At 68.0% G+C, this 20,084-nt stretch carries 18 protein-coding genes; 13 read left to right on the forward strand and 5 right to left on the reverse strand.

Translation table 11 applies throughout. The features are described from left to right. Positions 1–64 precede the first annotated feature (64 nt). Together lepA and hemW are read left to right on the forward strand one after the other, a co-directional pair. Complete coding sequence (lepA, locus tag AC5RW2_RS34470; RefSeq protein ID WP_493999775.1) at positions 65–1,918, forward strand: translation elongation factor 4; 1,854 nt, start codon at positions 65–67, stop codon at positions 1,916–1,918. A 47-nt stretch (positions 1,919–1,965) separates the two neighbouring features. Next, complete coding sequence (gene hemW, locus AC5RW2_RS34475; RefSeq protein WP_494014025.1) at positions 1,966–3,195, forward strand: radical SAM family heme chaperone HemW; 1,230 nt, start codon at positions 1,966–1,968, stop codon at positions 3,193–3,195. Here the strand turns inward: hemW and AC5RW2_RS34480 are convergent. Next, complete coding sequence (locus AC5RW2_RS34480; RefSeq protein WP_494075021.1) at positions 3,143–3,769, reverse strand: TetR/AcrR family transcriptional regulator; 627 nt, start codon at positions 3,767–3,769, stop codon at positions 3,143–3,145. The genes hemW and AC5RW2_RS34480 overlap by 53 nt on opposite strands. A gap of 55 nt (positions 3,770–3,824) precedes the next feature. On the opposite strand from AC5RW2_RS34480, the gene AC5RW2_RS34485 reads away from it, so the two are divergent. Continuing rightward, positions 3,825–4,310 (forward strand): DUF4188 domain-containing protein, encoded by a 486-nt coding sequence (locus AC5RW2_RS34485; RefSeq protein ID WP_494025936.1) that lies wholly within the window; start codon positions 3,825–3,827, stop codon positions 4,308–4,310. A gap of 79 nt (positions 4,311–4,389) precedes the next feature. Here AC5RW2_RS34485 and AC5RW2_RS34490 read toward each other — a convergent pair whose 3' ends face one another. Beyond that, on the reverse strand, positions 4,390–4,812 hold the full coding sequence (locus tag AC5RW2_RS34490; protein ID WP_494014022.1) for a DUF4870 domain-containing protein: 423 nt from the start codon (positions 4,810–4,812) through the stop codon (positions 4,390–4,392). Between the two features lie 109 nt (positions 4,813–4,921). After that, positions 4,922–5,764, reverse strand: coding sequence for a DUF3097 family protein (locus tag AC5RW2_RS34495; protein WP_494075022.1), 843 nt, complete (start codon positions 5,762–5,764; stop codon positions 4,922–4,924). 146 nt (positions 5,765–5,910) lie between these two features. Between AC5RW2_RS34495 and hrcA the strand changes: the two genes are divergently transcribed. From hrcA to AC5RW2_RS34510, 3 genes are all read left to right on the forward strand, one after another. Then, positions 5,911–6,924 (forward strand): heat-inducible transcriptional repressor HrcA, encoded by a 1,014-nt coding sequence (gene hrcA / locus AC5RW2_RS34500; RefSeq protein WP_494025935.1) that lies wholly within the window; start codon positions 5,911–5,913, stop codon positions 6,922–6,924. 73 nt (positions 6,925–6,997) lie between these two features. Next, positions 6,998–8,131: a molecular chaperone DnaJ gene (dnaJ, locus tag AC5RW2_RS34505; protein WP_494026062.1), complete on the forward strand. Its 1,134-nt coding sequence runs from the start codon at positions 6,998–7,000 to the stop codon at positions 8,129–8,131. Positions 8,132–8,133: 2 nt separating this feature from the next. Then, positions 8,134–8,961, forward strand: a complete 828-nt coding sequence (locus AC5RW2_RS34510) for a 16S rRNA (uracil(1498)-N(3))-methyltransferase (protein ID WP_494075023.1) — start codon at positions 8,134–8,136, stop codon at positions 8,959–8,961. 23 nt (positions 8,962–8,984) lie between these two features. On the opposite strand, the gene AC5RW2_RS34515 is transcribed toward AC5RW2_RS34510, so the two are convergent. After that, a complete protein-coding gene (locus AC5RW2_RS34515; RefSeq protein WP_494014019.1) occupies positions 8,985–9,986 on the reverse strand; it encodes a GerMN domain-containing protein in 1,002 nt (333 codons plus the stop codon). Positions 9,987–10,264: 278 nt separating this feature from the next. On the opposite strand from AC5RW2_RS34515, the gene AC5RW2_RS34520 reads away from it, so the two are divergent. The 5 genes from AC5RW2_RS34520 (at position 10,265) to AC5RW2_RS34540 (ending at position 15,981) form a co-directional block, all read left to right on the forward strand. Beyond that, entirely contained in the window at positions 10,265–11,371 is a 1,107-nt protein-coding gene (locus AC5RW2_RS34520) for a PhoH family protein (RefSeq protein WP_494014134.1), read from the forward strand. Then, positions 11,368–11,841 carry an rRNA maturation RNase YbeY gene (gene ybeY / locus AC5RW2_RS34525; protein ID WP_493978405.1) on the forward strand — a complete coding sequence of 158 codons (474 nt, stop codon included), beginning with the start codon at positions 11,368–11,370 and terminating at the stop codon, positions 11,839–11,841. Before AC5RW2_RS34520 ends, ybeY begins: the two co-directional genes overlap by 4 nt. A gap of 30 nt (positions 11,842–11,871) precedes the next feature. Continuing rightward, the gene (locus tag AC5RW2_RS34530) at positions 11,872–13,185 is read left to right on the forward strand and encodes a hemolysin family protein (protein ID WP_494023057.1); all 1,314 of its coding nucleotides are present in this window, start codon (positions 11,872–11,874) and stop codon (positions 13,183–13,185) included. A gap of 50 nt (positions 13,186–13,235) precedes the next feature. Then, positions 13,236–14,177 (forward strand): GTPase Era, encoded by a 942-nt coding sequence (gene era, locus AC5RW2_RS34535; protein ID WP_494023308.1) that lies wholly within the window; start codon positions 13,236–13,238, stop codon positions 14,175–14,177. A gap of 115 nt (positions 14,178–14,292) precedes the next feature. Continuing rightward, a complete protein-coding gene (locus AC5RW2_RS34540) occupies positions 14,293–15,981 on the forward strand; it encodes an LCP family protein (RefSeq protein ID WP_494075024.1) in 1,689 nt (562 codons plus the stop codon). 6 nt (positions 15,982–15,987) lie between these two features. Here AC5RW2_RS34540 and AC5RW2_RS34545 read toward each other — a convergent pair whose 3' ends face one another. Continuing rightward, the gene (locus tag AC5RW2_RS34545) at positions 15,988–17,928 is read right to left on the reverse strand and encodes a M13 family metallopeptidase (protein WP_494025931.1); all 1,941 of its coding nucleotides are present in this window, start codon (positions 17,926–17,928) and stop codon (positions 15,988–15,990) included. Positions 17,929–18,139: 211 nt separating this feature from the next. Between AC5RW2_RS34545 and leuA the strand changes: the two genes are divergently transcribed. Together leuA and AC5RW2_RS34555 are read left to right on the forward strand one after the other, a co-directional pair. After that, complete coding sequence (gene leuA, locus AC5RW2_RS34550; RefSeq protein WP_494023060.1) at positions 18,140–19,891, forward strand: 2-isopropylmalate synthase; 1,752 nt, start codon at positions 18,140–18,142, stop codon at positions 19,889–19,891. 68 nt (positions 19,892–19,959) lie between these two features. Beyond that, a partial coding sequence (locus AC5RW2_RS34555) for a recombination protein O N-terminal domain-containing protein (RefSeq protein WP_494075025.1) occupies positions 19,960–20,084 on the forward strand: 125 nt, incomplete at its 3' end.

A 20,084-nucleotide genomic window follows, 5' to 3' on the forward strand; every position in this document is an offset into this window, starting at 1 on the left:
TCAGCGTGCTGGTCGACCCGGCCGCATTGCCGTAGCCCGCTTGTCTGAGAGTAAGGAACCATCTGTGTCACCGATGGCCCGCACCGCGCCGGTGCCTGCCGCCACCGATCCGGCGATCATCAGGAACTTTTGCATCATCGCCCATATCGACCACGGCAAGTCCACTCTTGCCGACCGGATGCTCCAGCTCACCGGCGTGGTCCAGCCGCGCGATATGAAGGCCCAGTACCTGGACCGGATGGACATCGAGCGGGAACGCGGCATCACCATCAAGTCCCAGGCCGTGCGCATGCCGTGGGAGCTTGACGACGTCAGTTACGCCCTGAACATGATCGACACCCCGGGCCACGTGGACTTCACCTATGAAGTTTCCCGTTCGCTGGCAGCCTGCGAAGGCGCGGTCCTGCTGGTGGACGCGGCCCAGGGCATCGAGGCCCAGACACTGGCCAACCTCTACCTGGCGATGGAGAACGACCTCACCATCATCCCGGTCCTGAACAAGATCGACCTCCCGGCCGCGCAGCCGGAAAAGTACGCGGCCGAGCTGGCCAACCTGATCGGCGGCGATCCCGAAGACGTGCTGAAGGTCTCTGGCAAGACCGGCGTGGGCGTCGAAGCGTTGCTGGACAAGATCGTGCGCGACCTGCCGGCCCCCACGGGCGACGCGGACGCACCGGCCCGCGCGATGATCTTCGACTCGGTCTACGACACCTACCGCGGTGTGGTCACGTATGTCCGGGTGGTCGACGGAAAGCTCTCGCCGCGCGAACGCATCCAGATGATGTCTACCCGGGCCAGCCACGAACTGCTCGAAATCGGAGTCAGCTCGCCCGAGCCAACGCCGTCCAACGGCCTGGGCGTCGGCGAGGTCGGCTACCTGATCACCGGCGTGAAGGACGTCCGCCAGTCCAAGGTTGGCGACACCGTCACCAACCTGCTCAAGCCGGCGGCGGAGTCCCTGGGCGGCTACGCAGACCCCAAGCCCATGGTCTTTTCCGGGCTCTACCCGATCGACGGCACGGACTACCCGGTACTGCGCGACGCGCTGGACAAGCTCAAGCTCAACGACGCGGCACTGATCTACGAGCCGGAGACCTCCGCAGCCCTCGGCTTCGGCTTCCGAGTCGGCTTCCTCGGGCTGCTGCACCTGGAAATCACCCGGGAACGGCTCGAGGCCGAGTTCAACCTGGACCTGATCTCCACCGCCCCCAACGTGGTCTATGAGGTCACGCTGGAGGACAAGAAGGTCCTGACGGTCACCAACCCGAGCGAATATCCGGACGGGAAGGTTTCCGAGGTCCGCGAGCCGATGGTCTCCGCGACCATCCTCGCGCCCAACGAGTTCGTCGGCACCATCATGGAGCTCTGCCAAGGCCGCCGCGGCGAGATGAAGGGGATGGATTACCTCTCCGAGGACCGCGTGGAGCTGCGCTACCGGCTGCCGCTGGCGGAAATCGTCTTCGACTTCTTCGACAACCTCAAGTCGCGCACCCGCGGCTACGCATCGCTGGACTGGAAGGCCGACGGCGAACAGGTGGCCGATCTGGTCAAGGTGGACATCCTGCTGCAGGGCGAACAGGTCGACGCGTTCAGCGCCATCACGCACCGCGAGAAGGCCTACAGCTACGGCGTCATGATGACCTCCAAGCTGCGCGAACTCATCCCGCGCCAGCAGTTCGAGGTGCCCATCCAGGCCGCCATCGGTTCCCGTATCATCGCGCGCGAAAACATCCGCGCCATCCGCAAGGACGTGCTGGCCAAGTGCTACGGCGGCGACATCTCCCGTAAGCGGAAGCTGCTGGAGAAGCAGAAGGAAGGCAAGAAGCGGATGAAGATGGTCGGCCGCGTGGAGGTCCCGCAGGAGGCCTTCATCGCCGCACTGTCATCGGATGACTCCAAGGACAAGGCAAAGAAGTAGCTCTGCAGTGCTTGTGACCACAACGACGACGGCGGAGGCGCGCCTCAGTGCCTAGCGTCCTTCCCGTGGGGGACCCAGCGCCGGCCGACGGCCTGCTGCCCGCTCAGGCAGCGGCAGGCGCGGAGGACCGCGCGTTCTGCCTGTATGTGCACATCCCGTTCTGCCGGGTGCGCTGCGGCTACTGCGATTTCAACACCTATACCGCCAAGGAACTGGGTTCCGGCGCGTCGCAGGATGAGTACTCGGGCACCCTGAACACGGAGCTGGAGCTGGCGGCGCGGGTGCTGCGTGACTCCGGCCTGCCCGACCGTCCGCTGGCCACCGTGTTTTTTGGCGGCGGCACACCGACCCTGCTGCCGGCGGCGGACCTGGCGTCGATGCTTCGCCAGGCCGCGGACCTGTGGGGTTTGGAGCCGGGCGCCGAGGTCACCACGGAAGCCAACCCGGACTCGGTCACGCCGGAATCACTGAAGATCCTGGCCGACGCCGGTTTCACCCGCGTGTCCTTCGGCATGCAGTCGGCCGTGCCGCATGTGCTGAAGGTCCTCGACCGTACCCATAACCCGGAACGGGTGCCGCAGGCGGTGCAGTGGGCCCGCGACGCCGGGCTGAACGTCAGCCTGGACCTGATCTACGGCACGCCGGGGGAGTCCATCGCGGACTGGGAAGCCAGCCTCGACTCCGCGATCGCCTGCGCGCCGGACCATATCTCCGCCTATGCCCTGATCGTCGAGGACGGGACCAAGCTCGCGGCGCAGATCCGGCGCGGCGAGGTGCCCGGAATCGACGACGACGACCACGCCGCCAAGTATGAGATCGCAGACGCGCGGCTCGGCGCGGCCGGGTTCGGCTGGTACGAGGTCAGCAATTGGGCCCGCACTCCCGAGGACCGCTGCCGGCACAACCTGGCTTACTGGCGCGGGGACGACTGGTGGGGAGCCGGCCCGGGCGCACACTCGCACGTGGGCGGCGTCCGGTGGTGGAACGTGAAGCACCCCGCGGCCTACGCCCAGCGGCTGGCCACGGGGGTATCTCCGGCAGCCGGCCGCGAAACGCTGGACACCGGCACCCGCCAGCTGGAACACGTGATGCTGCAGACCCGCATCATCGACGGGCTGCAGACCCGGGACCTGGGCCCGAACGGCCGGAAGGCCGTGGCCGGGCTGATCGCCGACGCCCTGGTCGACCCGGCCGCGGCCTTCGCCGGGACGATCCGGCTCACCCTCAAGGGCCGGCTGCTGGCCGACGCCGTGGTGCGGCGGTTGCTCGAGGACTGACCGCGCCGGCCTCCAGCGACCGGCCGATCCGGTGCAGGGCCGCCTCGTAGGCGGAGTCCCAGCTCCACCCGGCAGCCGGCGCGCCCGCCAGCTCCAGCGAGACGAGCCCGTGGACCTGGCCCCACACCACGCCCACCATGGACGCGACTTCGTCGTCCGATGCCCCGGGCAGGGCGGCGGCGACGGCGGCAAACAGCGGCGCGATCGCCGGTTCCGCGGCGCCGGGCGTCGGCTGGCACGGCACCTGGCTGGCCAATGAACCGCCGAACATGAGGCCGTACAGGACCGGATGCTCCAGGGCCCACGCCCGGTAAGCCTTGCCCAGCGCTTCCAGTCCGTCGGGAGCGGCGCGCTGCTGGGAGGCCGCGAAGGAGGCGAAACCGTCGTCGAGGATGGCGGTGAGCAACTCCGCCTTCCCGCCGAAGAGCGAGTACACCGCCGTCGTCGACGTCCCGGCCGCCGCCGCGATCGCCCGGAGGGACACGCCGGGGGCGCCGTCGCGGGCGATCAGGGCCGCGGCAGTGTCGAGGAGTGTGCGGCGCAGCGAATCATCGTGGACTATGGGTCTTGCCATGAGCCCAGTATTCCATAACAATGTTCTGTAACACTGTTACGAAAGGAATCGGCTCATGTCTGAACACGTACACACAGGACGGTTCACAGCCGATCCGGGAGTCGAGCGCGTCACGGTTTTCCTCATCGGGATGCGGGCGAACCGCTGGTGGAAGATCGGCAAGGTGGCGCGCACCGCGTCGGCGATGCCGGCGATGCTGGCGCACCTGGCGGCATCGCCGGAGGCCGGCCTGCTGGGCTTCCACCAATGGTTCGGGCGCACCACGATCATGCTCAGCTACTGGAAGAGCCCGGAACACCTGCAGCGGTTCGCGTCCGACCGCTCGGCGCCGCACCTGGAACCCTGGCGGCGGTTCATGCGCGAATCGGCCGGCAGCGGGGACGTCGGTGTGTGGCACGAAACGTACGAGACGGTGCCGGGGGGCCGGGAGAGTGTCTACAGCGACATGCCGCGCTTCGGCCTGGCCGCGGCGACCGCCCACGTGCCGATCGCGGCGGGGATGAACACCGCCCGCCAGCGGTTCTCGCGGCAGGCAGGGTAGGAGGGCGGCACTGTAGGAGGCCGCAGCGCTGACGGAACGGCAGCGCTAACGGAGCGGCTGTGGGGGCCGGATGTCAGATCTACCGAAACAGGCGCAGGTTGTAGGCGTACCGGTAGGGAACGCCGCGGTTGCACTTGACGCCGGCGATGACGGAATAAACCGTGAGGAAGACCCAGATGGCGGCCGCGATGACGGCAAAGAGTCCGCTGACCGCCGGGATGAGGATCAGCAGGTTCGCAATGATGGCCACCGCCGTGGGCGGAACCGTGAAGTTCAGGGCCTCTTTGGACTCCTGGGCGGTAAAGGGACCCCGGTCCTTGAAGATCAGGTAGATCGCCAGCGACGGGAAGCAACCCAGGATGCCGCCGAAGTGCGCCATGGTGGCCCATTGCCGGTCCTCCGAAGGGGTCAGGGGCAAAGCGGACGCCGACGCGCTCTGGTACTGCTGGCGCGGAGCGGACTTGCGCTCCGGCTGCTGCTGACGAGCAGAGTTCTCGGACACTGGACCTACCTTCGGAAAATCTTCTGACGGCTCACTTCTGTTCCTAGCCTAGCTGTTCCAGCCCGTCTCCCGGTGCATTCCGCGGGCGGGGGCGCCCGACGGAACCGGCTCAAACCGTCAGGAAATCGATGACTTCTTCCACCCGGCCCAAGAGACTGGGCTCCAGGTCGGCATAGGTGTTAACACTGCCCAGCAGCCTCTTCCAGCCGTCGGCGATGTCTATCTGGGTCCGGTGCGGCCAGCCGAGGCCGGCGAGGATGCCGGTCTTCCAATCGGTGCCGCGCGGAACCACCGGCCACGCGGACCGGCCGATGACCGCCGGTTTAATGGCCTGCCACACGTCGACATAGGGGTGGCCCACAATCAGTACGTTGCCCGCCGCCGCGGGCACGGCCATGGCGGCCTCGGCTATCCGCCACTCCTTGGAGTTGGGGACCAGGTGGTCCACCAGGATGCCGAGCCTGCGCTGCGGGCCGGGGGAGAAGTCCGCCACGGCCGCTGCCAAATCGTCCACGCCGTGCAGGGGTTCGACCACGATCCCCTCTACCCGGAGGTCGTCTCCCCAGACCTTCTCCACGAGTTCGGCGTCATGCTTGCCTTCGACCCAGATCCGGCTGGCCCGCGCTACCCTGGCCCGCTGCCCCTCGACCTTGACCGAACCGGAGGCCGTCCGTTGCCGGACGGGAGCCTTCGCCGCGGGCGCCGCCGGCACCACCTTCACCGGCTCGCCCTCGAAGAGGAAGCCGAAACCCAGCGGAAACGAGCGGACCTTGCCCCGGCGGTCTTCCAGCGACACCAGATGCACACCGCCGGACTTCTCCACCCGGTCGACGGCGCCGACCCACCCGCTCTGTGCGTCCTCGAGCACCAATCCCGGTTCGGCGCCGATTTCGCGCAGTGCCCGGGCCTTGGGGGCGGTGAGATCCTGGGGGCCCCAGCCGTAGCTGCTCATAAACTTTAAGTCCTCTGCTGGTTGTCGTCCTCACGGCACGGCCGCCCGACAATGCTAACAACGGCGGCGACGTATTAGACTTAGCACTTGGACGTGTTGAGTGCTAACGGTCTGTCCGCAGACGAGTTGGAGACAGGAGGAGTGCAGTGAGCGAGGTCCGGAGGCTGGAAGTGCTCCGCGCCATTGTCGAAGACTATGTGCACTCGCGTGAGCCGGTGGGCTCCAAGGCACTGGTCGACCGGCACAGCCTGGGCGTATCGTCAGCCACGATCCGCAACGACATGGCGGCGCTGGAGGAAGAGGGGCTGATCGTCGCCCCGCACACCAGTGCCGGCCGGATTCCCACGGACAAGGGCTACCGCCTGTTCGTGGACCGGATTTCGGACGTCAAGCCGCTCTCTGCCCCCGAGCGCCGCGCCATCCAGAAACTGCTGGAAGGCGCCGACGACCTTGACGATGTCATGGAACGCACCGTGCGGCTGCTGTCCCAGTTGACCAACCAGGTGGCCGTCATCCAGTATCCCCAGCTGGGTGCTGCCAAGGTGCGGCACATCGAGTTCATCCTGCTGGCTCCCAAAAGGGCCCTGGTCGTGCTGATCGCGGACAACGGCAAGGTGGAGCAGCATGTCGCGGCGCTTCCGGCGGACGTCACCGAGGATGCCCTGGCCACGCTGCGCACGGCATTCCTGTCGGTGCTGTCCGGGAAGCCGCTGGCGGCAGTGCCGGGGCTGCTGAAGACCTCCCCGGTGCCGCCGCAGGCGGGGCCGGCGGGCACGGCCGAGGCCCTGGCGTCGCAGCTTTCGCAGCTTGCCGCGGCCACGAACGAGGAGCGGATCCTGATGGCCGGCACGGCCAACCTGGCCCGTTCCACGGTCGACTTCCAGCTGAGCATCGGTCCCATCCTCGAGGCTCTTGAAGAACAAGTGGTGCTGCTGCAGTTGCTCTCCGAACTGCATCAGGACGCGCGTGGCATGTCGGTGAGCATCGGCAGCGAAAACCCCTACGGTTCGCTGGCCGAAACCTCCGTGGTGGCCACCGGATACGGCCCGGGCGCGACGGCCAAGGTCGGCATCCTCGGCCCCACCCGGATGGACTATCCCACCACCATGGCCGCGGTCCGCGCCGTCGCACGTTATTTGTCACGGATCCTCGCCGGCTAGCCACACGCCGCGCAGTGTCCGCACCGGCCGTCGGCGCCGGTGAACCGATCCCCAGGAAGTGAAGTACTACAAGGTGAGTAACCACTACGACGCCCTCGGTGTCAGCCAGGACGCCTCCACCGAGGAAATCAAGAAGGCCTACCGCAAGCTGGCCCGCAAGCTGCATCCGGACGTGAACCCCGGCCCGGAGGCAGCCGAACAGTTCAAGCAGGTCAGCCACGCGTACGAGGTGCTGTCCGACCCGCAGAAGCGGCGCATCTACGACACCACCGGCAACGAGAACGGCAACGACACCGGCTTCGGCGGCGGCTTCTCCGGGTCCGGGTTCGCCTTCCAGGACATCTTCGAAAGCTTCTTCGGCGGCGCCGGAGCGGGCGGCGCCGGTCCGGCCTCCCGGACCCGCCGCGGCCAGGACGCCCTGATCAACGTGCGGATCGACCTCAAGGACGCGGTCTTCGGCGTCAACAAGAAAATCGAAGTGGACACCGCCGTTGTCTGCCCCACCTGCGACGGCAGTTGCTGCCGCCCCGGCACCAGCCCGCGCACCTGCGACATCTGCGGCGGTTCCGGCCAGGTCCAGCGTGCGGTGCGGTCCATCCTGGGCCAGGTCATGACCACTGCCGCGTGCGGCAGCTGCCAGGGCTTCGGCACGGTCATTCCCGACCCCTGCAACGAGTGCAACGGTGAGGGCCGCGTCCGCAGCCGGCGTTCGCTGACCATCAAGCTCCCGGCGGGCGTCGGGACCGGAACGCGGATCCAGCTGGCCGGCCAGGGCGAAGCGGGCCCCGCCGGCGGCCCGCAGGGCGACCTGTATGTGGAAATCCGCGTGAACCCGGACAAGAACTTCATCCGCGAGGGCGACGACCTGCACGTCACGCTCTCGGTGCCGATGACCGCCGCCGCGCTGGGCACCGACCTTACACTGGACACCTTCGACGGCGAACAGGAAGTCAGCATCAAGCCCGGCACGCAGGCGGGCGAGACCCTCACCCTGCGCGGCCTGGGCGTGACCCACCTGCGCGGCTACGGTCGCGGCGACCTGCAGGTGCACGTGCATGTGGAGACTCCCAGCAAGCTGGATGCGGAGCAGGAGGACCTGCTGCGCCGGCTCGCCAGTGCCCGCGGCGAGGAATACACCGAGGGCAAGCTGGCGTCCTCCGGCACGGGCGTCTTTGCCCGCCTGCGGGACCGGCTCGGTAACCTCTAGGCGTGACCAGCCACCTGTTTTTCACAGCTCCGGGCGAGCTCGACGACGTTGCTCCGGGCGACAGCTTCACCCTGGCCGGGGACGAGGCGCGGCACGCCGTCACGGTCAAGCGGATCGAACCGGGTGAAGCCGTCGATCTGGCCGACGGGCGGGGCCGGCGGCTGGTAGGGGAGGCCGTTGCCGGCACCTCAGGCCAGCTCACCGTCCGCGCGCTCCGGATCCTGCAGGAGCCGCGGCCCGACCCGGAGTTGGTGCTGGTGCAGGCGCTGGCCAAGGGAAACCGCGACGAACTTGCCATCGAGGCGGCCACCGAACTGGGCGTCGATGCCGTGGTGCCGTGGCAGGCCGAACGCAGCATCGTGCGCTGGAAGGCGGACAAGGCGGCCAAGGGCGCGGCGAAATGGCAGCTGGCGGTCCGCGCGGCCGCCAAGCAGTCGCGGCGTGCCCGCGTTCCGGAGGTGGAGCCGCTGGTGGAACGGGCCGGGCTCTGTGCCCTGATCCGGGACAGCAGGCTCTCGCTGCTGCTGCACGAGGACGCCGCAGGCACTGTGGCCGACGCCGTGGAGGGGGCCGGGTTGGGTGCCGGCTCCTCCGTCGGGGAGCGCGGCGGAAACGGCGGCGGCGCTGCCTTGCCCGATGCCCGTACCGGCGGCGCGGGGCGCGTGCTGATGATCGTGGGCCCCGAAGGCGGGATGAGCCAGGCCGAAGTGGAGGCGATGCTCGACGCCGGGGCGGTGGCCGTGCGGCTGGGGCCGCACGTCCTGCGGTCCTCCACGGCCGGACCCGCCGCCTTGACCTTGCTCAGCGAGTTGCTGGGCCGCTGGCACTGACCACGTCGGTCAGCAGCACTGGCCTAGGTGATGGTGAAGACCTTGCTGTCCGCATTCTGCCGTTCGTCGGTCCGCCCGTCCTGGTCCTTTTGGAACACGTACAGCCGGTAGGTGCCCGGGTCCAGCTTCTGGCTGAACCGGAACTCGCCGATCTGCCCGCTGTCGGCATCAACGAGGGCCGTGCCGTCCTTGACCAGGTCGCCTTCGGACGTGTCGTCGGAGCCGGCCAGGCGGAAAATCTGCCAGCTCAGTTCCGATTCGTACGCGACGCCGCGGCCGAACACCTCCACGCGTCCGGCGGCGGTGGCACCGTCGGCCGGATCAATGATCCATACCGGGGCCGCCAGACTGCTGTTCCGGCCCATCGGCTGGCCCAGCGGCACATGGCCAAAGGCTTCGTAACCGTGATGTCCGTCCACCAGGATGACCACTTCCAGCGGATCGTCCGACGTGCTCAGCCCGGCGTTCGCCGCCGCGGCCGTGGCGGTGAAGACCAGTTGCTGCACGGCCCGTTCGGCGATGCCGGCATCCACGCGGCGGCTGAACGCGTCCGAGGAAATGTCCAGCGTGATGACCGACCCGTTGGTGATGGAGGCGCCCACCTTGCTCGCCGGGCTGAGCGGATTGAAGTAGTCCGGATCCAAGGGCTGCAGCCGCGTCAGCGCGGCCACCGCCGTCGTAATGGGATCACCCAGGTTCTCCGCCTGGCGGTATTCGCGGTACAGGAACACGTTCCCGGCGTTGGTGCCCAGCCAATAGACGGGGGAGAGCTCCGAGGAGCGCAGGGTCTCGACCGGCACGCTGGAGACCAGGGGGCTGCTGGCCGAAGCGGGGTCGGTGGGGTTGGGCATGGAGGTCTGTCCGCCTCCGCCACCGCCGGCGGCCTGCGGCGAGCATCCGAGCAGCACCAGCGATGAGGCAGTGACCAGGGCCAACCACGCACCGAAGCGGCGTGTTGGGACCGAGCCTGCAGGCTGCCGGAGCTGGTTGCTGGTGATGCTTTCGATCCCTTCTGACGTTGGCAATGACCGGGTTTTTGTGGGCCGAAAAGGGCTGCTGCCGCCTTTCCTGCCTCACTAGCTTGGCATACGGGAGGGGGGCTGATGGCTGCTTTAACCGGCGCTCAACCGGACTGATGCAGGATTGATGCAGGATCGATACCAAGGCGTTTTTCGTGCCCGCAGAGGACTGTGCGGCGGCTCGTGCCGTAGCATGGACGTGTACCGTCGGGACCGGATCCATTTCCGGTTACCGCCAGCAAGCGCCCACCGAAGGAGCGATGAAAGGCCACATCGGCCGGACTATGTCCCAATCACGCCTGGATGTCGATCCGCTGGGATCAAGCAGCCGTTCCGTCCATTTCGATTCGTCGGAACACATGGTCAGGGCGCTCGGCGCCCACGACGAGGTGCTGCGGGTCATCGAGTCGGAGTTCAGCGATGTGGACCTGCATGTACGCGGCAACGAACTTTCAATCACCGGCCCCGCCGACGCGGTGCAGCTCACGCTCAACGTGGTGGAAGAGATCCGCGCCCTGGCAGCGAAGGATACGAGGATCACCGCGCAGGTGGTCGCCCAGCTGCTGCGCATGCTCGGCGAACAGTCGGCGCAGCGGCCGGCAGAAGTCCTGACCCTGAACATCCTCTCCTCGCGCGGCCGCAACATCCGGCCCAAGACCCTGAACCAGAAGAACTACGTCGAAGCCATCGACAACCACACCGTGGTGTTCGGCATCGGCCCCGCGGGCACCGGCAAGACCTACCTGGCGATGGCCAAGGCGGTCCAGGCCCTGCAGCACAAAGAGGTCAACCGCATCATCCTGACCCGACCCGCCGTCGAGGCGGGGGAGCGGCTGGGCTTCCTGCCCGGCACGCTCAGCGACAAGATCGACCCGTACCTGCGCCCGCTCTACGACGCCCTGCACGACATGATGGACCCGGAATCGATTCCGCGCCTGATGGCCGCGGGCACCATTGAGGTGGCGCCGCTGGCCTACATGCGCGGGCGCACGCTCAACGACGCGTTCATCATTTTGGACGAGGCGCAGAACACGACCCCGGAACAGATGAAGATGTTCCTCACCCGGCTGGGCTTCGGTTCCAAGATGGTCGTGACCGGGGACGTGACGCAGATCGACCTGCCCGGCGGCACCAGCTCGGGCCTGAAGATCGTCAGCGAAATACTCGACGGCGTGGAGGACGTCCGCTTCTCCCGGCTGGACGCCACCGACGTGGTCCGCCACCGGCTGGTCAGCGACATCGTGACGGCGTACAGCCGCTGGGACGAGTCCCGCCGCGGCGAGGGCGGCCGGGACGAGTCGCGCCGCTCAGACGGCGGCCGGGGACCGCGCCGCGCACCCGCGGCCAGGCGGAAGACGGACGTGGAAGCCGGCCCGGAGGATCGAGCATGAGCATCGAGGTCAACAACGAATCGGCCGTCGCCGCCAACGAGGAAGAGCTGGTGCGGCTGGCACGGTTCGTGCTGGACTCGCTCTACGTCCATCCGGAGGCGGAACTGTCCATCATCATGGTCGACACCGAAGCGATGGAGCGGCTTCACATCGAGTGGATGGACGAGCCGGGCGCCACCGACGTGCTGTCCTTCCCGATGGACGAACTGCGTCCCGGCACCGCGATGAAGCCGGGCCCGCCCGGCGTGCTGGGCGACATCGTGATCTGCCCGCAGGTGGCGCAGGAGCAGGCAAAGAAGGCCGGCCACGGCCTGTTGGACGAAATGCTGCTGCTGACCACGCACGGCATCCTGCATTTGCTCGGTTTCGACCACGCCGAGCCGGCCGAGAAGGAAGAGATGTTCGGCCTGCAGCGCCAGTTGCTGTCCTCCTTCACCGGCAAGGCAGCCCCCACCGAAACCACCCTGTAGAGCCCGGCGATGCTCTGGATACTCGCCGCCATGACGCTGGCTTTCACGCTGTTCGCCGGGGTGCTGACCGCCGCCGAGGCCGCCTTTACCTACCTGCCGCGCCACGACGCCGAAAACCTGCTGCGTTCCGGGCGGAGCCGCAGCCTGCGCCTCATCCTGGCCTCGCCGGCGGCCCACATGCACGGGCTGCGTTTCTGGCGCGTCTGGTTCGAGATGGCAGCCGCCGTCGCCATCGCCCTGCTGTTCCACGACCTGCTGGACAACATCTGGCTGGCCGGACTGCTGGCCACCGTCACCATGGCCGCCGTCGGGTTCGTGCTGGTCGGGGTCTCCCCGCGGCAACTGGGCCGGATGCACGCCGGCGCCGTCGTGCTTTCCACCGCCTTGCTGGTCAGGCTGCTGTGCTCGATCCTCGGTCCCGTGCCCCAATGGCTGGTCCGTTTGGGCAGCGCGGTGGCCCCTAACGCGCCCCGCGCCGACGCGGCCTTCTTCACCGAAGAGGAGTTCCGCGAACTCGTGGACCGGGCCAACGAGTCCGACATGATCGAGGACACCGAGGCGGAACTGATCCACTCCGTCTTCGAGCTGGGCGATACCAAGGTCCGGGCGGTGATGGTGCCGCGCACGGACATGCTCAGCATCGACTCCGGCTCCACCCTGCAGGAGGCCATGACGCTGTTCCTGCAGTCTGGCTATTCACGGATCCCCGTGATCATGGACACCGCGGACCAGATCCGCGGCATCGTCTACCTGAAGGACGTGGCCGCCCGGATCCACGGCCGGGAGGACCACGGCGCCGGCATGCTGGTGGACCAGATCTGCCGCGAGGTCCGGTACGTGCCCGAGTCGAAGTCGGTCGGCGAGCTGCTGCAGGAAATGCAGCGCGAGTCCACGCACGTGGCCATCGTGATCGACGAATACGGCGGCACCGCCGGCCTGGTCACGCTGGAGGACCTCATCGAGGAGATCGTCGGCGAAATCGTCGACGAATACGACACCGAGCGCCCCGAAATCGAGGCGCTGCCGGACGGCCTGTACCGGGTCAGCGCGCGCACCGGTATCGACGACGTCGGCGAACTGTTCAATCTGGAGCTTGACGACGAAGAAGTGGACACCGTCGGCGGGCTGCTGGCCAAAAGCCTCGGCCGGGTGCCGATCGTCGGCAGCGAAGTGGAGCTGGACGGCCTGCACCTGCGCGCCGAACGGCTGGAGGGCCGGCGCAACCGCGTCAGCCATGTCCTGGCCTGGTACGAAGCGCCCGCCCGGGACCAGTACGCCAACGACGACGGCGCTGCCGCCGCCGATGACCCCGCCCGGATGCCCGGGACGGAGAGGGAACGATGACCAACCCCGAAAACGCCACCGGCGCCAACAGCACCGACAAGGCCGTGGCCATGCCGTCCAGCGGCTGGCCCAAGGACTACCGCGCCGGTTTCGTGTCGCTGGTGGGCCGCCCGAACGCGGGCAAGTCCACGCTGACCAACGCGCTGGTCGGGCAGAAGGTGGCCATCACCTCCGCCAAACCGCAGACCACGCGGCACACCATCCGCGGCATCGTGCACCGGCCGGATGCCCAGCTAGTGCTGGTGGACACTCCCGGCCTGCACCGGCCCCGGACCCTGCTGGGGCAGCGGCTGAACGACCTCGTGGCGGACACGCTTGCCGAAGTGGACGCGATCGGCTTCTGCCTGCCGGCCAACGAGAAGATCGGCCCCGGCGACCGCTTCATTGCCAACCAGCTGGCCGCCCTGTCCGGCAAGCCCGTGGTGGCACTGGTAACCAAGACGGACCTGATGGACAAGCAGGCGCTGGCCGAGCAGCTGCTGGCGGTCGCGGCACTGGGCGCGGAGATCTTCGGCCCGGACGGCTTCGCCGACATCGTGCCGGTTTCCGCCGCCAAGGGAGACCAGGTCCAAACGGTCGCCGATGTGCTGGTCCGGCAGATGCCGCTGTCGCCGCCGCTCTATCCCGACGGAGAGCTCACGGACGAACCCGAAGCCGTGATGGTGGCCGAACTGGTCCGGGAGGCGGCGCTGGAGGGGGTACGCGACGAACTGCCCCACTCGCTGGCCGTGGTGGTCGAGGAGATCGTTCCGCGCGAAGGCCGCAGCGCCGACAACCCGCTGCTGGATGTCCGGGTGAACCTCTTCGTGGAACGTCCGTCGCAGAAGGCCATCATCATCGGCAAGGGCGGGGAGAGGCTCCGCGACGTCGGCACCCGCGCGCGCAAGGGGATCGAGGGCCTCCTGGGCACCCGCGTCTACCTTGACCTGCACGTAAAAATAGCCAAGGACTGGCAGCGCGACCCCAAGCAGCTGGTGCGGCTCGGTTTCTGAGCCTCCGGCGCCGCCGGGAACTTTCCCCGGCCGCAACCCGTAGAATACTTAGCGGCCAGTGATGGGCTGGCCGCGTCTTTTTTATCTGGCTTACAACCGTGCAGAGGGGTATCCCGTGGATCATCGCGGCAGTTCCGGTGATGACCCGCAGACCCCGACGGGACAGCCGTCCGCGGGGCAGGATCCCGCCCCGCGGTCACCGGCCGGCGGCGCGCCGCGGCGCGCGCAGGCGCGGGCCGCCAATCCGAGGCACATGGGCCGCGGGCCCAAACTGCTGTGGCTGAAGGTCGTGGCGGGCGCGCTGGCGCTGGCCCTGGCGGCCGGTGTGGGCGTCGTGGTGTTCAAAATCGTGGGCCTGCGCGACAGCATCAGCACCTCGCCGCTGAACCTGGGCACCGGCGCCCAAGGGCTGCCGGTGGACCTGAGCCGTGATCCCGTGCAGATCCTCATCCTGGGTACCGACACACGCGCCGGCAGCGACGGCCGGTACGGCTCGGACGGCTCGTCGGCCGGCTTCGGCAAATCGGACGTGATGATGCTGATGAACCTGTCCGCGGACCGGGAGCGGGTCACCGTCGTCAGCCTGCCGCGCGACCTGCTCACCACCATCCCCACCTGCACCGATCCGGAGACCGGCGAGGTGTACCCGGAGCAGCAGGAAGCCCAGCTCAATGCCGCCCTGACCTATGGCGGCCCCGGCTGCACCGTGGCGGCCGTCAACGAAATGACAGGCCTGGAGATAGACCACTTCATGATGGCCGACTTCAACGCCGTCAAGGAGCTCTCCACGGTGATCGGCGGCGTGGAAGTCTGCGTCAACGAGCCCATTAATGACACCTACTCCAAGCTGCGGCTCCCGGCCGGCGTGAGCACCGTGCAGGGCGAGCAGGCGCTGGCGTTCCTGCGCACCCGGCACTCCTTCGGCGACGGCGGAGACCGCGGCCGGATCCGTGCGCAGCAGAGCTTCCTGGCGTCCATGGCCCGCAAGATCCAGTCCGAAGGCACGCTGACCAACGTGCCCCGCCTCTACTCCATCGCCGAGGCCGTGGTCAACAACCTCACGGTGGACGAAGGCCTGGCCGAGGTTTCCCGGCTGCTGGCCCTGGCCGACCGGGTCAAGAGCGTTGACCTGGGGAAGGTCGCGTTCGTCGCGCTGCCCACTAAGAGCGCCCCCATGGACGAGAACCGCCTGGTCTTGGACGAGGAACCGGGACAGGCCCTGTTCCGGATCCTGCGCCAGGACGGCGACGTCACCGCACCGGAGGTCAACACCGCCGGGTCGCCCGACCCGACGACGACGGGGGAGGCCGGCGGAGAACCCGCGGCCGGCGCCTCGGGCGGCGGCACCCCGTCCCCGACGGCAACCGACGACGGCGGGCCGACGGCCGGGGCGACGACCGCGCCGGGCGGGGACCCGACGGCCGGCGTGCCGTCCTTCGACCCGGCCGTGCAGCCCGTCGAGGTAATCAACGCCTCCGGCGCGGCCGGCCGCGACGAGGAACTGGCCGAACAGCTGCAGGCGCTGGGGTACCTGCTGGCGGCCCCGGGCGACGGCGGATCCGAACGCACCACCACGCAGCTGTTCTACTCGGCCGGATTCGAACACGTGGCCCTCTCCCTCGCGGAAGAACTGAACGTCCCCCGGGCCAACGTCCTCGCCTCCGGCGACCACTACGGCGTCGCGCTTTCGGTCGGTCGGGACTTCGCCAGCGGTACGCAACTGGCCGAGACCGGCGGCGTGGCCGGCGGCTTCAAGGGCCAGACCGCCGACCAGGTCACCTGCCAGCAGCCCGGCGCCTTCTAGCAGCCGCTACCAGATCCTGACCCGCTCGGCCGGGTCGAGCCACAGCCCGTCGCCCGGAGCGGTGCCGAACGCTTCGTGGAACGCGTCCAGGTTGCGCACCACCTGGTTGCAGCGGAACTCGTTCGGGGCATGCGGGTCGATCGCCAGCCGGCGCGCCGCCTCCTCCGAACGGATCTTCTGCCGCCAGCACTCGGCCCAGGAGTAGAAGAACCGCTGGCTGCCGCTCAGCCCGTCAATCACCGGGGCTTCCCGGCCCGCCAGGCTCAGCCGGTACGCGCGGTACGCGATGGCCAGCCCGCCGAGGTCGCCGATGTTCTCGCCCAGGGTGAGTTCGCCATTGACCGTGTTGCCGGGAGCCTCCGCCGGACTGAGCGCCGAGTATTGGGCCACCAGCTGGCCGGTGAGCCGCTCGAAGGCGGCCCGGTCTTCGTCGGACCACCAGTTCCGCAGCGCGCCGGTGCCGTCGTACTGCGATCCCTTGTCGTCGAAGCCGTGGCCGATCTCGTGGCCGATGACCGCACCGATGGCGCCGTAGTTCGCCGCGGCGTCGGCGTCGGCGTCGAAGAAGGGCGGCTGCAGGATCGCCGCGGGGAAGACGATCTCGTTCATCGTCGGCATGTAGTAGGCGTTGACGGTCTGCGGCGTCATGTGCCACTCGGCCTCGTCGATGGGCTTACCCAGCTTCGCCAGGTTGCGCCGGACCTCGAACTCGTTGGAGGCGAGGACGTTGGACCAGACATCGTTCCCGGGCACGAAGGCGGAGTAGTCGATCCACTTCTCCGGGTAGCCGATCTTGGTGCGGAAGGCCGCCAGCTTCTCCAGCGCTTTCCCGATCGTTGCGCTGCTGAGCCACGGCAGGGCGGAGATGCTCTCCCGGTAGGCGGCCAGCAGGTTGGCGACCAGTTCTTCCATCCGTTCCTTATGCGCCGGCGGGAAATGCCGCGCCACGTATTCCTGCCCGATGGCCTCCCCGAGGGCGCCTTCCACCAGGGACACGCCGCGCTTCCACCGCTCCTTGAGTTCCGGGGTGCCGCTGAGGGTGCGGCCGTAGAAGCCGAAGTGCGTCTGGACCGCTTCGTCGTGAAGATAAGGCGCCGCCGTCGTCAGCACGTGGAGCCGCAGCCAGGCCTGCCAGGCCTCCAGCGGCTCGCTGTCCAACAGGGCGTCGAGCGTGCCGAGGAACCCGGGCTGGCAGACCACCAGCTCGGCCGCGCCGCCCGCTTCGGGGCCCAGTGCCGCCAGCCAGTCAGGCATCCAGTCCGCCATGGCGGCCACCTGCCCGGCGGTGCGCAGGTTGTAGGTCTGCTGCGGGTCGCGGCAGGAGACCTTGTCCATGTGGCCGGCCGCCAGCTTGTGCTCCAGATCCAGTGCCGCGTCCGCCTGCACCGGGTCGAAGCCGGCCAGTTGCAGCATCTTCCGGGCGTAGTCCCGGTAGGCCTCGCGGATGGGGCCGAAGTCGTCCTCGCGGTAGTACGCCTCGTCCGGCAGGCCCAGTCCCGCCTGGTACAGGTAGATCAGGTAGCGGGTGGGGTCGCCGGCGTCGTTGTTGACGAAGAACGCGAGCGGATACGCGGCGCCGCTGCGGCTGAAGGCCCCGATGGCCTCGCGCAGCCCGTCCCGGTCGGAAATCTTCGCGATCGCGGCGAACTGCTCCGCCAGCGGCGAGAAGCCCTTGGCCTCGGCCGTGTCGGTGTCCATGAAACCGGCGTAGAGGACGCCGATCTTACCCGCCGGGCTGGTGGGATCCGGGTGCGCGGCGGCGTCTTCGATGATGGCCCGCACGGATTCTTCGGATGCGTCGCGCAGGGCCGTGAAGGAGCCTTCCAGCGCCCGGTCGTCGGGTATGGCGGTCTCCGCCAGCCACTTCCCGTTCACGTGCCGGAAGAGGTCGTCCTGCGGGCGGACGGCCGGGTCGACGTTGGACAACACGATGCCGGAGCGGCTCATGTGCGCCTCATTTCTTCGTTGCTTTCATCTATTCCCTCACATCCTACGCACCGTGCTAGTGTGAAATTGTGCGCGCAGGAATGCTCCTTCTTAGCTGCCGCGGCGAGGCCACGCGAACTACTGTTTGACAGGCCGAACCCTCGCTGCGGAGTTTGTGTTGCCCGGCCAAAATTTTTCGATTAGCTCACATGAGAAAAGGCCACACACCAAAATGCGAAACGCACAAAAGTCCTCCGGAATGCCCATCCATAAGTACATTCCCTTCCAGGACCAGATCGCCGTAGAACTGCCCGACCGCACCTGGCCGGACAAAGTGATGACGAAGGCCCCGCGCTGGTGCGCCGTGGACCTGCGCGACGGGAACCAGGCGCTGATCGATCCGATGAGCCCCGAACGCAAGCACAAGATGTTCGACCTGCTGGTGAAAATGGGCTACAAGGAGATCGAAGTCGGTTTCCCGTCCGCATCGCAGACCGACTTCGACTTTGTCCGCCAGCTGATCGAAGGCGACCGGATCCCCGATGATGTGACCATCCAGGTCCTCACGCAGTCCCGCGAGCACCTGATCGAGCGCACCTACGAGTCCATCGCCGGCGCCGGCCGCGCCATCGTGCACCTGTACAACTCCACCTCCGTGCTGCAGCGGCGGGTGGTGTTCCGGGAAGACCAGGACGGCATCGTGGACATCGCCTTGCAGGGCGCCCGGCTGTGCCGGAAGTATGAAGAGGGCCTGAAGGGCACCGAGATCACCTACGAATACTCGCCCGAGTCCTACACCGGCACGGAACTGGAATTCGCGGCCCGCATTTGCAACGCCGTCACCGACGTCTTCGAGATCTCCGCCGACCGGAACGTCATCCTGAACCTGCCGGCCACGGTGGAGATGGCCACCCCGAATGTCTACGCCGATTCCATCGAGTGGATGTCGCGGAACCTGAACAACCGCGAGAACGTGATCCTCTCCCTGCACCCGCACAACGACCGCGGCACCGGGGTGGCGGCGGCGGAACTGGGCTACCTGGCCGGCGCCGACCGGATCGAGGGCTGCCTGTTCGGCAACGGCGAGCGGACCGGCAACGTGGACCTGGTGACGCTGGGGCTGAACCTGTTCAGCCAGGGCATCGACCCGATGATCGATTTCTCCAACATCGACGAAGTGCGCCGCACCGTCGAATACTGCAACCAGCTGCCGGTGCCCGAACGCTCCCCGTACGGCGGCGACCTGGTGTTCACCGCATTCTCCGGCTCCCACCAGGACGCCATCAAGAAGGGCTTCGAGGCCATGGAGGCCGACGCGGACGCCCAGGGCAAGACGGTGGACGAACTCGTCTGGGCGGTGCCCTACCTGCCGGTCGATCCGAAGGACCTGGGCCGCAGCTATGAAGCCGTGATCCGGGTGAACTCGCAGTCCGGCAAGGGCGGCGTGGCCTACCTGCTCAAGCACGAGCACAACCTGGACCTGCCGCGCCGCGCCCAGATCGAGTTCTCGGGCGTCATCCAGCGGCGCACGGACACCGTGGGCGGCGAGGTCAGCCCCGCGCAGCTGTGGGAGACCTTCACCGACGAGTACCTGCCGACCCCGGACAACCGGTGGGGCCACTACACCCTGGGATCCGTCAAGACCGACAGCGCCGATGACGGTTCCTTCCAGCTGACCGCCACCATGGGCGTGGACGGCGTCCAGAGCCGCCGCACGGCCGAAGGCAACGGCCCGATCGCCGCGCTGCTGGAAATTTTCCGGCAGGACGGCGTGGATGTGCGGGTACTGGACTACACCGAGCACGCGCTCTCCGAGGGCGGCAACGCCCGGGCCGCCGCCTACGTGGAGTGTGCCGTGGGCGACCGGGTGCTGTGGGGCATCGGCATTGACACGAACACCACCATGGCCTCCCTGAAAGCCGTCGTGTCCGCGGTGAACCGCGCCATCCGCGACGAAGGCGCCAAGGCCGCCGGCTCGCTCTAGGGAACCGTCCAGCGGGCTTCCCTGCCGTGCCGCGGCGGGGGAGCCCGCTTTAGTGGGAGAATGGGACGGTGTCCAACAGATCCTTCGCCTCCCGCACGTACCGGGACCAGGGCGTCATCCTGCGGACCCACAAACTCGGCGAGGCCGACCGGATCATCACGCTGCTCACCAGGCAGCACGGCCAGATCCGGGC

It is taken from the genome of Arthrobacter sp. B0316-1-20, from assembly GCF_059091865.1.